General features: G+C 70.0%; 11 protein-coding genes. 9 read left to right on the top strand and 2 right to left on the bottom strand.

What is annotated here, in order from left to right:
• Nucleotides 1-5 precede the first annotated feature (5 nt).
• Entirely contained in the window at nt 6-509 is a 504-nt protein-coding gene (locus tag PIQ37_RS02610) for a Csu type fimbrial protein (RefSeq protein WP_342072244.1), read from the bottom strand.
• A gap of 226 nt (nt 510-735) precedes the next feature.
• On the opposite strand from PIQ37_RS02610, the gene map reads away from it, so the two are divergent.
• The 9 genes from map to PIQ37_RS02565 all read left to right on the top strand — a co-directional run bounded on the left by map (nt 736) and on the right by PIQ37_RS02565 (nt 11,505).
• Nucleotides 736-1,512: a type I methionyl aminopeptidase gene (gene map, locus PIQ37_RS02605; RefSeq protein ID WP_267083159.1), complete on the top strand. Its 777-nt coding sequence runs from the start codon at nt 736-738 to the stop codon at nt 1,510-1,512.
• Nucleotides 1,513-1,541: 29 nt separating this feature from the next.
• Nucleotides 1,542-4,142, top strand: coding sequence for a [protein-PII] uridylyltransferase (locus PIQ37_RS02600; RefSeq protein WP_342072420.1), 2,601 nt, complete (start codon nt 1,542-1,544; stop codon nt 4,140-4,142).
• A complete protein-coding gene (gene dapD / locus PIQ37_RS02595; protein ID WP_342072243.1) occupies nt 4,142-5,137 on the top strand; it encodes a 2,3,4,5-tetrahydropyridine-2,6-dicarboxylate N-succinyltransferase in 996 nt (331 codons plus the stop codon). Before PIQ37_RS02600 ends, dapD begins: the two co-directional genes overlap by 1 nt.
• A 666-nt stretch (nt 5,138-5,803) precedes the next feature.
• Nucleotides 5,804-6,586 carry a hypothetical protein gene (locus PIQ37_RS02590; RefSeq protein WP_342072242.1) on the top strand — a complete coding sequence of 261 codons (783 nt, stop codon included), beginning with the start codon at nt 5,804-5,806 and terminating at the stop codon, nt 6,584-6,586.
• A 229-nt stretch (nt 6,587-6,815) separates the two neighbouring features.
• Entirely contained in the window at nt 6,816-7,172 is a 357-nt protein-coding gene (locus PIQ37_RS02585) for an arsenate reductase (RefSeq protein WP_342072241.1), read from the top strand.
• Nucleotides 7,169-7,627 carry a GNAT family N-acetyltransferase gene (locus PIQ37_RS02580; protein WP_342072240.1) on the top strand — a complete coding sequence of 153 codons (459 nt, stop codon included), beginning with the start codon at nt 7,169-7,171 and terminating at the stop codon, nt 7,625-7,627. Before PIQ37_RS02585 ends, PIQ37_RS02580 begins: the two co-directional genes overlap by 4 nt.
• A 159-nt stretch (nt 7,628-7,786) precedes the next feature.
• Nucleotides 7,787-8,917, top strand: coding sequence for a succinyl-diaminopimelate desuccinylase (dapE, locus tag PIQ37_RS02575; RefSeq protein ID WP_342072239.1), 1,131 nt, complete (start codon nt 7,787-7,789; stop codon nt 8,915-8,917).
• A 282-nt stretch (nt 8,918-9,199) separates the two neighbouring features.
• Entirely contained in the window at nt 9,200-10,891 is a 1,692-nt protein-coding gene (gene asnB, locus PIQ37_RS02570) for an asparagine synthase B (RefSeq protein WP_342072238.1), read from the top strand.
• Nucleotides 10,888-11,505 (top strand): LysE family translocator, encoded by a 618-nt coding sequence (locus tag PIQ37_RS02565; protein ID WP_342072237.1) that lies wholly within the window; start codon nt 10,888-10,890, stop codon nt 11,503-11,505. Before asnB ends, PIQ37_RS02565 begins: the two co-directional genes overlap by 4 nt.
• 76 nt (nt 11,506-11,581) lie before the next feature.
• Here PIQ37_RS02565 and PIQ37_RS02560 read toward each other — a convergent pair whose 3' ends face one another.
• Nucleotides 11,582-12,667, bottom strand: coding sequence for a GGDEF domain-containing protein (locus tag PIQ37_RS02560; RefSeq protein WP_342072236.1), 1,086 nt, complete (start codon nt 12,665-12,667; stop codon nt 11,582-11,584).
• Nucleotides 12,668-12,699: the final 32 nt, after the last annotated feature.

Below are 12,699 nucleotides of genomic sequence, written 5' to 3'. Positions count from 1 at the left end.
TCCGGTTACCAGGTGACGGTGGCGGTGACCACGTCGCTGTACGAACCGGCAGGGTAGTTGGTGCTGGCGACCTGGCCGTAGACGGTGATCGGTTGCACTGCACCATTGCCGGTGCCGGCCTGGGTGTCGGTGCCGATGGTGGAGCCCCAGTTCTGGGTGCGCGCGGCATTGCGGTACAGCGCGTACGGCACGCGTGCGGTGTTGCTGACGTCGGCGCTGCCCATGGTGCGGGTGGTGACCGTGGCGCCGGAGCCGGAACCGGCGTTGAGCGCGATGTTGTACGGGGTGCCCGAGGTGCAGCGCACGTTCAAGGTACCGGTGCTGTTGATCGCGGTCTGGGTGGAATTGACGCTGCCGAAATCGACATCGGTGGGCGCGGTCTGGATGTCGCAGACGCTGGTGATCTGGATCTTGACGTTGAAGGTGCGCGAGTCGGACTGGCCCCAGGCCAGGCCGGTCCCGGCGGCGAACAGCACGAGGAAGGCGAGAACGCGATGGAAGAGGTACATGGCAGGGTTCTTCGGTGAGGGCGGACAACCGCCGGTGTCACCGTTAGTGCAAAATGCGCGCCATTTCACATTTTTATGGATCGTTATCCAGTTTTCACATGGGATGACGACCACAGGACGCCGCGTTCAGTGCGATGAAGGCGGCGGCGACCGTGCCGGCGTGCCAAAAACCCGGCAACGCGGCCGGCGCGTTCAGCCAGCGCCGGGATGAGCGATAATGACGCCCATGACCGTCAATCTGAAAACTCCGCAGGACATCGAGAAGATGCGCGTGGCCGGCCGCCTGGCCGCCGAGGTACTGGACCTGATCGGCCCGTACGTGAAGCCCGGCGTCACCACCGCCGAGCTGGACCGCATCTGCCACGACCATATCGTCAAGGTGCAGCAGGCGGTGCCGGCCAACGTCGGCTATCGCGGCTTTCCGAAGACCGTGTGCACGTCGGTGAACAACGTCATCTGCCACGGCATCCCCAGCGAGGGCAAGGTCCTGAAGGACGGCGACATCGTCAACATCGACGTCACCGTGATCAAGGACGGCTGGCATGGCGACACCAGCCGCATGTACTGCGCGGGCACGCCGTCGGTGATGGCGCGGCGCCTGATCGAGGCCACCTACGAGGCGATGTGGCGCGGCATCCGCGCGGTGAAGCCGGGCGCCACGCTCGGCGACGTCGGCCATGCCATCCAGCAGTACGCCGAGAGCGAGCGCTTCAGCGTGGTGCGCGAGTACTGCGGCCACGGCATCGGCAAGGTCTACCACGACGAACCGCAGGTGCTGCACTACGGCCGGCCGGGCGATGGCCTGGTGCTGAAGCCGGGCATGACCTTCACCATCGAACCGATGATCAACGAGGGCACGCGCTACACCCGCGTGCTGCCGGACGGCTGGACCGTGGTGACCAAGGACCGCAAGCTCTCCGCGCAATGGGAGCACATGGTCGCCGTCACCGAGGATGGGGTGGAGGTCCTGACCCTGTCGCCGGGCGGCCTCGGCGAACCGTGAGCCTGCTGCCGGCCGGTGCCGATGCCGGCATGCCCGCTGCCGGCGTCGACGACGCCGGTTGGGCCGCCGCGGTCCGGCAACTGCTGGCGCAGACCGATGCGCGGCTGAGCAAGCGCTTCGACCAGGGCGATGACATCGATCGCCTGCTGGCGCTGCGCGCGCGCGCGCTGGACCAGTTGATCCGCCACGCCTGGAGCCGCTGCGTGCCGCGCGAGGCCGGGCTGGCCCTGTTCGCGGTCGGCGGCTATGGCCGTGGCGAACTGTTCCCACGCTCGGACATCGACCTGCTGGTGTTCGGCGACCTCGATCCCGCGTACGAACCGGCGCTGGCACGGCTGTTCCCGCTGCTGTGGGACGCCGGCGTGCCGGTGAGCCATGCGGTGCGCTCGGCCGCGCAGTGCACCGCGGCCTGCGCCGACCAGACCGTGCTGACCGCGCTGATCGAGGCGCGCCCGCTGCAGGCCGACGCCGCCGCCAAGGCGGCGCTGGCGGCGGCCATCGCCCCGCAACGGGTGTGGCCGCCGCGCGAATTCTTCATGGCCAAGCGCGAGGAACTGCAGGCCCGCCACCAGCGCTTCGGCGATACCGCCGACAACCTGGAGCCGGACATCAAGGACGGCCCCGGCGGCCTGCGCGACCTGCATACGCTGGGCTGGATGGCGCTGCGCGCGTTCGGCGTGCGCGACCTGGAGCCGTTGATCGGGCTGGGCCATGTCGGCGGCGACGAAGCCGCCGCGCTGCGCCGCGAGCGCCGCGAACTGGCGCGCTTGCGCTACGGGCTGCACCTGGTCGCCAACCGCCCGGAAGAGCGCCTGCGCTTCGATTACCAGAAGACCCTGGCGCAGCGCCTGGGCTTCTCCGACGACGTCGAGAGCCTGGGCGTCGAAAAGATGATGCAGCGCTTCTACCGCAGCGCGGCGATCGTGCGCCGGCTCAGCGACCGGCTGCTGCAGCGCTTCGAGGAACAGTTCGACGGCGAAGCGCAGCCGCAGCCGCTGGACGGCGGCTTCTCGCTGCGCCGCGGCTACCTGGCCGCCGACGACGAGCATTGGCCGCAGGCCGACCCGGTGCAGGTGTTCGCGCTGTTCGCCACCTGGGCCGCGCACGGCGAGATCCGCGGCCTGCATTCGCTGACCGCGCGCGCGCTGGCCGAGGCGCTGCCGCATCTGCCGGCCTACGCCAGCGCCAGCCCGACCGCGCGCGAGCGCTTCCTGGCGCTGTTGCGCGGCCCGCGCGCGGTGCAGACGCTGACCCGGATGGCGCGGCTGGGCGTGCTCGGGCAATGGATCCCGGCGTTCGCGCAGGTGTCCGGGCGCATGCAGTTCGACCTGTTCCACGTGTACACGGTCGACCAGCACACGCTGATGGTGTTGAAGAACATGGCGGTGTTCGCCAACGCGCGCGCCGACGAGCGCTTCTCCATCGCCCACGAAGTCTGGCCGCGGCTGCGCAAGCCGGAACTGCTGCTGCTGGCCGGCCTGTTCCACGACATCGCCAAGGGCCGCGGCGGCGACCATTCGGAGCTGGGCGCGGTGGATGCGCGCGCGTTCTGCGCCGCGCACGCGCTCAGCGCCGCCGACACCGAGCTGGTCGCCTGGCTGGTCGAGCAGCATCTGCGCATGTCGGTGACCGCGCAGAAGCAGGACATCGCCGATCCGGAGGTGATCCATCGCTTCGCCAGCCTGGTCGGCGACCGCGAGCGCCTGGATTATCTGTACCTGCTGACCTGCGCCGACATCGCCGGCACCAGCCCCAAGCTGTGGAACGCGTGGAAGGACCGGCTGCTGGCCGACCTGTACTTCGCCGCACGCCGCGCCCTGCGCGAAGGCCTGGAGCATCCGCTGCCGGTGGCCGAGCGCCTGCAGGAGGCGCGCGAGGCCACGCGCGCGCTGATGCACATCCAGGGCCACGACGACGCCATCATCGACCGCCAGTTCGCCGGCATGCCGGACGAGAGCTTCCTGCGCTTCCGTCCCGAGCAACTGGCCTGGCAGGCGACCTCGCTGATGGAGGTGGAACTCGGCGGCACCCTGGTCAAGGTGCGCCCGGTCACCCCCGACGACGCGGCGCTGGAAGTGTTCGTGTACTCGCCGGATCGCGACGGCCTGTTCGCCGCGATCGTGATGACCCTGGACCGGCTCGGCTACGGCATCCATCGCGCGCGCGTGCTCGACGCGCCGCACGGGGCGATCTTCGACACCTTCGAGGTGATGCCGGCCGACGCCTTCGCCAGCGGCGACATCGCGCAGCTGCAGGCCGGACTGCGCGAGGCGCTGGCCGGCGACCTGGCGCGGCTGCGCCCGGCGCGGCGCGTGGTGCCGCGCCAGCTGCGGCATTTCCGCTTCGCCCCGCGCATCGAATTCCGCGAAAGCCTCGATGGCCGCCTGACCCGGCTCAGCCTGGTCGCGCCGGACCGCCCCGGGCTGCTGTCGGACGTGGCCCAGGTGCTGCGCCGGCAGCACCTGCGCGTGCACGACGCGCGCATCGCCACCTTCGGCGAGCGCGCCGAGGATCTGTTCCACATCACCGACGAGCACAACCTGCCGTTGCCCGACGCCGCCCGCCAGGCGTTGCAGGCCGCGCTGCAGGCCTGCCTGGACCCCGATACCCCGCCTGGAGACCCCCGCTGATGGCCACCAAGAAGCCTGCCGCCAAGAAGTCCGCTGCCAAGACGGCGGCCCCCAAGAAGACGGCCAAGCCGGTTGCCGCAAAGCCTGCGGCGCCGACCGCGGCGAGCAAGCCCGCCAAGCCCGCGCCGAAGCCGCTGCGCGCCAAGCCGGTGGCCGTGCCCAGCGCCGACGAGCTGAAGTTCACCATCGACAGCGCCTTCGAGCGCCGCGCCACGCTGACGCTCGACGAGATCGAGGGGTCGACCCGGCCGGTGGTCAACCGCGTCATCGATGGCCTGGAGAGCGGCGAGTTCCGCGTCGCCGAGCCGGACGGGCACGGCGGCTGGAAGGTCAACGAGTGGCTGAAGAAGGCGGTGCTGCTGTACTTCCGGGTCAACGAGATGGCCGTGGTGGAAGCGCAGCCGGCGCCGTTCTGGGACAAGGTGGAAGCCCGCTTCGCCGGCTATCACGAAGCCGAGTTCCGCAAGGCCGGCGTGCGCGTGGTGCCGGGCGCGGTGGCGCGCCGCGGCAGCTACTTCGGCAAGGACGTGGTGCTGATGCCGAGCTTCACCAACATCGGCGCGCACGTGGGCGAGGGCACGATGGTCGACACCTGGGCCACGGTCGGTTCCTGCGCGCAGATCGGCAAGCACTGCCACCTGTCCGGCGGCGCCGGCATCGGCGGCGTGCTCGAGCCGCTGCAGGCCAGCCCCACCATCATCGAGGACCACTGCTTCATCGGCGCGCGCTCGGAAGTGGTGGAGGGCGTGGTGGTCGGCCACCACAGCGTGATCGGCATGGGCGTGTTCCTGGGCCAGAGCACGCGCATCTACAACCGCGCCACCGGCGAGATCTCCTACGGCTACGTGCCGCCGTACAGCGTGGTGGTGTCCGGGCAGTTGCCGTCCAAGGACGGCTCGCACTCGCTGTACTGTGCGGTGATCGTCAAACAGGTCGACGCCAAGACCCGCAGCAAGACCAGCGTCAACGACTTGCTGCGCGGCCTGGCCGACTGAAGATCGTGAGACCGGGTCCACCCCGGTCTCGCTCTGGTTTGCTGCTTCCTGTCGACTTCGTGGTCAGGCGGAAGCCTTTGTGTTGCGCGGTTACTGTGCGTGCTGGTGTCTGGTGCGTAGGGCGTGACATTCGCGGAGACGCGCTGCACCGCGACACCGCATCGCGTTGACGTTGAAGCCGCTTTACATGTCTTGAGCTTTAGGCAACAGCAAAGGCTTTCGCCCTGTTGGGCGAGTTACTTTTCTTTGCTCGCGCAAAGAAAAGGTAACCAAAAGAAAGCGCGCCCTGCCTTGCGCCCTCCGCGCTACGCGCTCCGGGTCCGCGGAAGGGAACCCGGTAGATCAAAAGCAAACGCAACGGCGGTAAAGCACGCGGTGGCTTCCGTCGTCATCGGCATGCTGACATGCCGAACCTCCTGCGAATCCAACGCCAGTGCCCTATCTGCGGGTAGGCCGGGCACATCATGTGGTCGTCGCACGGTGCTACGCGGTTGCCTAGCAGGGTCCGCGATCTCGCGGCCAGGGAAGGGCGCACACCCGGCGTACATCGGCGCCTGGATATGCTGCCGCACGCAGGTCTGGGCGCTGTTGCGGCGGCGCGTATCGGACCCGATGTCCGGTGCAGACCGTCGCCGGGTGCTGCCACTGCCACGACAGGAGAGACCGATGCGTACGATCATGTGGGCTTGCTGGATGACCGCGGCGTTCGCGCTGTCCGGGTGCGGCCGTGAGAGCGCACCGACGCCGACGGCACCCAAGCAGGGCGACACGCCTGCGGCGACAGCCGCTGCGCCCAATCCGGCGCCGGCCGCGACACCTGCGCCTGCGCCTGCGCAAGCGCCTACGACGACGGCGGGGACTGCCGGCGCGGCGGGCGCGCCGCTGGCCTGCGCCGACGAGATCGGCGCCGACGCCGCGGCGGCGCGTGCGGCCACCTGTCGCTCGGTGTCGCCGGCCACGCACCCGCCCTGCAATGCCGCCAACAGCTGCGCCATGATCGACGACGAGATCGCGCGCAGCTGCGCGCTGCTCGGCCGCGACGGGCCGGCCACCGCCGGGTGCGGCCCGGCTGCCGACAGCCCGCAGGCCGCGGCCGACGTGGTGCGGCGCTACTACGCGGCGATCAACGCGCGCGACTACGCCACGGCCTGGCAGCAGTGGGGCGAGGACGGGCGCCCGGGGCAGTCCTACGAGGCCTTCGAGGCCGGCTTCGCGCAGACGCGTGCGGTGAAGGCGACGATCGGCACGCTGGGCGCCAGCGATGGCGCCGCCGGTTCGGTGTACCAGCCGGTGCCGGTCAGCGTGGAGGCGACGCTGGCCGACGGCACGCGGCAACGCTTCCGCGGCGACTACGTCCTGCGCCGGGTCAACGGCGTGGACGGCGCTTCTGCGGCACAGCTGCGCTGGCGGATCGACTCGGCCAAGCTCCAGGAAGTGCCGGCGCTGTGAGGCCTGGGGCTTCTTCTTGGGCCTGGGAGGCCGATGGCGCACGCGGCGCGTAAGATCACGCGCGCTGCTGGCTGTCGATGACGGCATGCCCGGTTCGTCTGCTGATGGCATCGCCCGCCGAAAGGCCGTGCGCGGCGTTTTGGGTGCGATCCGTCCTGGGCCGACCGACCCTCACCCCAATCCCTCTCCCGGTGGGAGAGGGGCTTCATTCGCTTGAAGGGATGTTTCGATGACGACGTTGTACGGATTGAAGAACTGCGACACCTGCAAGAAGGCGACCAAGTGGCTGGACCGCTTTGGCGTGGCCTACAGCTTCGTCGATTACCGCGAGCACAAGCCGACCCCGGACACCCTGCTGGACTGGGCCGGCCAGACCGGTGGATTCGATGCGCTGGTCAACAAGTCCTCCACCACCTGGCGGCAACTGCCCGACAACAAGAAGACACCCGGCTCCGATGCCGAGTGGAAGCTGCTGCTGCGCGAGTATCCGCAACTGATCCGGCGGCCGGTGGTGGTGACCGACGACGGCAAGCTCAGCCAGGGCTTTTCCGACAACGGCTTCAAGCAGCGATTCGGGATCGCGTGAACATTCGCCCGTACCGGGCCGACGACTGGGCGCGCCTGTGCGCCATCCACGATGCCGCGCGCCTGGAGGAACTGCAGGCGGCGGGGCTGCCGGAGGCGTTCCTGCCGCTGCCGATCGCGGCCGAGCGCGAAGGCCTGTTCGACTACCGCGTGCTGGTCGCAGAAGCGCAGGGCCAGGTGCTCGGCTTCGTCGCCGACGATGGCGAGGAACTGGCCTGGCTGTACGTGGATCCGGCCGCGCGCCGGCGCGGCGTCGGTCAGGCGCTGGTGGCCGCAGTGCAGGGTGCCAGCTCGGCCGGCCTGACGCTGGAACTGCTGGAAGGCAACGCCGCGGCGCTGGCGTTCTACCGCGCCTGCGGTTTCGTCGAGACCGGCACGCACGGCGGGCGCATGCCTGGCAACGAAGCTTTCGCGGTGCGCGTGCAATGCATGCGCTGGCCGGGCATCGCGCCGTAGCGACGGCCGACGCCGCGACCGCGCACCCGCCCGGCGATCCCGGCCGATGCTTCGAATCCGCCAGTCCCGCTCGTACACTGCGTTTCCGGTGTCGCCCGCTCGCGACGCTGCCGCCGCCGATCCGCAGCGTCTCCCTCGTGTTTTCCAATGGTGTCCTGCATGTCCGATGTCCTTGAACTCGCCTGTGACCTGATCGCCCGCCCGTCGGTCACCCCCGACGATGCCGGGTGCCAGGAACTGATCGCGCAGCGGCTGCAGCGCGCCGGTTTCGCCATCGAGCGGCTGCGCTGCGGCCAGGTCGACAACCTGTGGGCGACGCACCGTGGCGGCGACGGTCCGGTGCTGGCGCTGCTCGGCCATACCGACGTGGTGCCGCCGGGGCCGCGCGAGGCCTGGAGCAGCGATCCGTTCGCGCCGCAGGTGCGCGATGGCGTGCTGTACGGGCGCGGCGCCGCCGACATGAAGGGCAGCGTGGCCGCCTTCGTGCTCGCCGCCGAACGGTTCGTGGCCGCGCATCCGCAGCACTCGGGCACGCTGGCGCTGCTGCTGACCAGCGACGAGGAAGGCGATGCGATCGACGGCGTGCGCCACGTGGCGCGCGTGTTCGCCGAGCGCGGCGAACGCATCGACTGGTGCATCACCGGCGAGCCCTCGTCCACCGAACGGCTCGGCGACCTGCTGCGGGTCGGCCGTCGCGGCAGCCTTTCCGGTGCGCTGCGCGTGCGCGGCGTGCAGGGGCACGTGGCCTATCCGCACAAGGCGCGCAACCCGATCCATCTGGCCGCGCCGGCGCTGGCCGACCTGGTCGCGCGGCATTGGGACGACGGCTACGAGAGCTTCCCGCCGACCAGCCTGCAGATCTCCAACGTGCATGCCGGCACCGGCGCCAACAACGTCATCCCCGGCGAACTGCAGGTCGCCTTCAACCTGCGCTACACCCCGCACTGGGATGCGCCGCGGCTGGAAACGGAAATCGCCGCGCTGTTCGATCGCCATGGCCTGGACTACGACCTGCGCTGGCACCGCAGCGGTGAGCCGTTCTACACCCCGGAAGGCACGCTGCGCCGGGTGGCGCGCGAGGTGCTGGGCGAGGTCGCCGGCGCGCCGCCGGAGGAGAGCACCGGCGGCGGTACCTCCGATGCGCGCTTCATCGCGCCGCTGGGTGCGCAATGCATCGAGGTCGGCCCGGTCAACGCCAGCATCCACCAGGTCGACGAGCACGTGCGCGTGGCCGACCTGGAGGCGCTGCCGGATCTATACCTGCGCCTGATCGAACGGTTGCTGCGGTAACAGTTGCGCCGGCCCGCACGCCGGGTTACGGTCGCCCCATGACCTCGCTGTCCGCCCTCCGCTCGATCAACGCCAACGGCCGCAATAATGCGCTGGCGAATAATCGTGCGCGGCCGATGCGGGTCTGCGACTAGGCGCTACCAGAAACACCACGCCCAGCCACCAGAAAACCCGCATCGGCCGATGCGGGTTTTTTTGTGCCTGCTGGTGTGGGGCCCTCCACGACAGCCCGGCCATCGATGGCCGGGATCGCACCACCACCCCACGATCAGGAGCTTTCCCATGTGTTCGATCTTCGGCATCTTCGGCCTGCAACCGTGCGACGACCTGCAGGCGCTGCGGCGGCAGGCGCTGGACTGCTCGCAGCGGCAGCGCCACCGCGGCCCGGACTGGAGCGGCGTGTATGTCGACGACGGCGCGATCCTCGTCCATGAGCGCCTGGCCATCGTCGACCCGGCCGGCGGCTCGCAGCCGCTGCTCTCCGACGATGGGCAACTGGCGCTGGCGGTCAACGGCGAGATCTACAACCATCGTGAGCTGAAGAAAGAACTCGCCCAGCCCTACGCCTTCCAGACGGGCTCGGACTGCGAGGTGATCAACGCGCTGTACCGCGAAACCACGCCGGACGTGCTGCTGAACCGCCTCAACGGCATTTTCGCCTTCGCGCTGTGGGACAAGGCCGCCGGGCGCGTGCTGATCGCCCGCGATCCGATGGGCGTGTGCCCGCTGTACTGGGGCCATGACGCGCAGGGCCGGCTGCGCGTGGCCTCGGAGATGAAGTCGCTGGCCGACAGTTGCGCCGACGTCGCCCAGTTCCCGCCGGGCCACTATTACGACAGCGCCAGCGGCGAACTCGTGCAGTACTACCGCAAGCCGTGGCGCGACTACGCCGCGGTGCAGGGCGTGGAGGTTGGCAAGCAGGAACTGCGCGAGGCCTTCGAGCGCGCCGTGCACCGCCAGCTGATGACCGACGTACCGTACGGCGTGCTGCTCTCCGGCGGCCTGGATTCCTCGCTGGTCGCGGCGGTGGCGGCGCGCTTCGCACGCAAGCGCATCGAGGAGAACGACGAGGCCGAGGCCTGGTGGCCGCGCCTGCACTCGTTCGCGATCGGCCTGAAGGGCTCGCCGGATCTGGCCGCCGCGGCGATCGCCGGCGAGGCGCTGGGCACCGTGCACCACGGCTTCGAGTACACCTTCGAGGAAGGCCTGGACGCGTTGCCGGAAGTGATCCGGCACATCGAGACCTACGACGTCACCACCATCCGCGCTTCCACGCCGATGTTCCTGCTGGCGCGGCGGATCAAGGCGATGGGAGTGAAGATGGTGCTGTCCGGCGAGGGCAGCGACGAGATCTTCGGCGGCTACCTGTACTTCCACAAGGCGCCGAACGCCCGCGAATTCCACGAGGAACTGATCCGCAAGCTCGACGCGCTGTACAACTACGATTGCCTGCGCGCCAACAAGTCGATGATGGCGTGGGGCGTGGAGCCGCGCGTGCCGTTCCTGGACGTGGAGTTCCTGGACGTGGCCATGCGCATGGACGCCCAGTACAAGATGGCCGGCACCCGCGCCGACGGCAGCAAGCGCATCGAGAAGGCGGTGCTGCGCGAAGCCTTCGAGGGCTATCTGCCCGAGTCGATCCTGTGGCGGCAGAAGGAGCAGTTCAGCGACGGCGTCGGCTATGGCTGGATCGACGGGCTGAAGGCGCATGCCGAGGCCCAGGTCAGCGACCGCGAACTGGCCGCGGCCGACAAGCGCTTCCCGGTGAACCCGCCGCAGACCAAGGAAGCCTATTACTACCGCAGCCTGTTCGAGCGGGTGTTCCCGACGCCTGCCGCGGCCGAGACCGTGCCCGGCGGCAAGTCGATCGCCTGTTCCTCGCCGGCGGCAATCGCCTGGGATGCCAGCTTCGCGACGATGGCCGATCCCTCCGGTCGGGCGGTGGCCGGGGTGCACGCGCAGGCGCTGGGGTGACCGGCGCCAGCCTGCTGGCGATCGCCGGGGTGCTGACGCTGGGGGCGATCAGCCCCGGCGCCAGCTTCCTGCTGGTGGCGCGGCTGGCCGCGGGGCGCTCGCGTGCGGCCGGGTTCGCCGCGGCACTGGGCATGGGCGTGGGCTGCGCGCTGTTCGCGTTGGCGGCCTTGTTCGGCCTGCAGGCGTTGCTGGAGCGGGTGCCGGCGCTGCATCGCGCGTTGTCGGTCGCCGGTGCCGCCTACCTGCTGTGGCTGGCCTGGCGGGCGTGGCGGACGCCGGCGTCGGTGGCCGCCATCGCGCCGGAACAGCAGGTGCCGGCCGTGCGCTCGGCCTTCGTCATGGGCCTGGCGACCCAGCTCGGCAACCCGCAGACCGCGCTGGTGTTCGCCGGCCTGTTCGCCGCGCTGCTGCCGGCGCAGCGCGTGCCCGCCGAGTACGTGGCGCTGCCATTGCTGGCCTTCGCCATCGATGCGGCCTGGTTCGCGCTGGTGGCCGGGTTGCTGTCCGCGTCGGCGCCGCGGCGCTGGTGGCTGCGCGCGCGGCGGCCGCTGGACCGGCTCAGCGCGGTGCTGATGAGTGGCCTGGGCCTGCGCCTGCTGTGGCGGGCGGTGTAGCCGCAAGCGCAGGCGCGTCGTGCTGCTCCGGTAGCGTGCGTGTTCGACGCCGGCGATGCGTGCCGTGCGCCTTCCGCTATGCCGGATCCGCGGTCGGCGCCGCGCTGTCGAGGGCGCCGTGCACGGCCGCCATGGGGGCGGGCCCTGTGGCGCTGTCCAGGCAGATCCGGCTCTTGCCGTCGCGCTTGGCGGCATACAGCGCACGGTCGGCACGCTTGAGCAGATCCGAGACGTCGCCGTCGGGATGCATGCGCGCGACCCCGGCGCTGAACGTGAAGGCCACGCCCTTGGCGCGGGTCTGTCGCACGCGTTCCAGCAGCCGCTGCAGCAGGGCATCGGTCTGCGCGTCGCTCATGCCGTCGAGCACGATGCCGAATTCCTCGCCGCCGAGTCGGCCGACCCGGCAGCCGTGCTCAAGCCCGGTCAGTTCGGCGGCCAGCGCCAGCAACACCGCATCGCCGACATCGTGGCCATGGCGGTCGTTGACCTGCTTGAAATCGTCGATGTCCAGCATCGCGAACTGCAGCGTGCCGCGGCGACCGCGCTCGGCCGCCAGCGCATGCAGTTGCGCCATCAGGGCGCGCCGGTTGGCCAGCCCGGTCAGCGCATCGGTCTCGGAGATGCGCCGGTAGTCTTCCTTCAGGCGGTAGGTGATCAGCATGCTGCGCGCGAAGGTGCGGTTCATGGCCAGGCCGATCAGCGACACCGCGACGACCAGCAGCCCCAGCAGCATCGGGTCGCTGGCGGCCGCCGGTGGCAGTGCCCGACCGGTCAGCATGATCGTCCAGGTGTATGCCAGCGCCAGCAGGTAGTCGCGCGTGAACGGGAACAGCAGATTGATGCCCAGGCACAGAGTGACCGTGGTCGGCAGCCACCAGAATTCGCCATGTGCGCCCATGTGCCGCAGTTCGATCTGGTACGCCCACGACAGCAGCAGCACGTACAGCGCGCCGCTCATGCGCCAGTGCCAGAAGCGGCGGACCAGCAGGGTGCAGGCGGCGGCGCCGAGCAGCGCGGCCAGCAGGATCAAATTGACCAGGCCCCAGGGGCGCTGCAGATACGGATTGAACAGCAGCGTCGCGACCCAGATCGACAGGGTCAGCGCTTGGATGGCCGTGGTCGACCGGCTCAGCAGGTGGCGGATGTGCTCCGGGTACGTCATGTGCTGCCCAACGGCGCGTCCCGGCCGGTTCG

Source organism: Xanthomonas protegens, from assembly GCF_038442435.1.
Classification (GTDB): Bacteria; Pseudomonadota; Gammaproteobacteria; order Xanthomonadales; family Xanthomonadaceae; genus Xanthomonas_A; species Xanthomonas_A sontii.
Note: the sequence above shows the minus strand (reverse complement) of the source record. Positions and strands in the feature narration are given on the sequence as shown.

Coding starts and splice junctions, on each gene's coding strand:
- map (WP_267083159.1), top strand. CDS start 736: ATGACCGTCAATCTGAAAACTCCGCAGGACATCGAGAAGATGCGCGTG.
- PIQ37_RS02590 (WP_342072242.1), top strand. CDS start 5,804: ATGCGTACGATCATGTGGGCTTGCTGGATGACCGCGGCGTTCGCGCTG.
- PIQ37_RS02560 (WP_342072236.1), bottom strand. CDS start 12,667: ATGACGTACCCGGAGCACATCCGCCACCTGCTGAGCCGGTCGACCACG.
- PIQ37_RS02600 (WP_342072420.1), top strand. CDS start 1,542: ATGCCCGCTGCCGGCGTCGACGACGCCGGTTGGGCCGCCGCGGTCCGG.
- asnB (WP_342072238.1), top strand. CDS start 9,200: ATGTGTTCGATCTTCGGCATCTTCGGCCTGCAACCGTGCGACGACCTG.
- dapE (WP_342072239.1), top strand. CDS start 7,787: ATGTCCGATGTCCTTGAACTCGCCTGTGACCTGATCGCCCGCCCGTCG.
- PIQ37_RS02610 (WP_342072244.1), bottom strand. CDS start 509: ATGTACCTCTTCCATCGCGTTCTCGCCTTCCTCGTGCTGTTCGCCGCC.
- PIQ37_RS02585 (WP_342072241.1), top strand. CDS start 6,816: ATGACGACGTTGTACGGATTGAAGAACTGCGACACCTGCAAGAAGGCG.
- dapD (WP_342072243.1), top strand. CDS start 4,142: ATGGCCACCAAGAAGCCTGCCGCCAAGAAGTCCGCTGCCAAGACGGCG.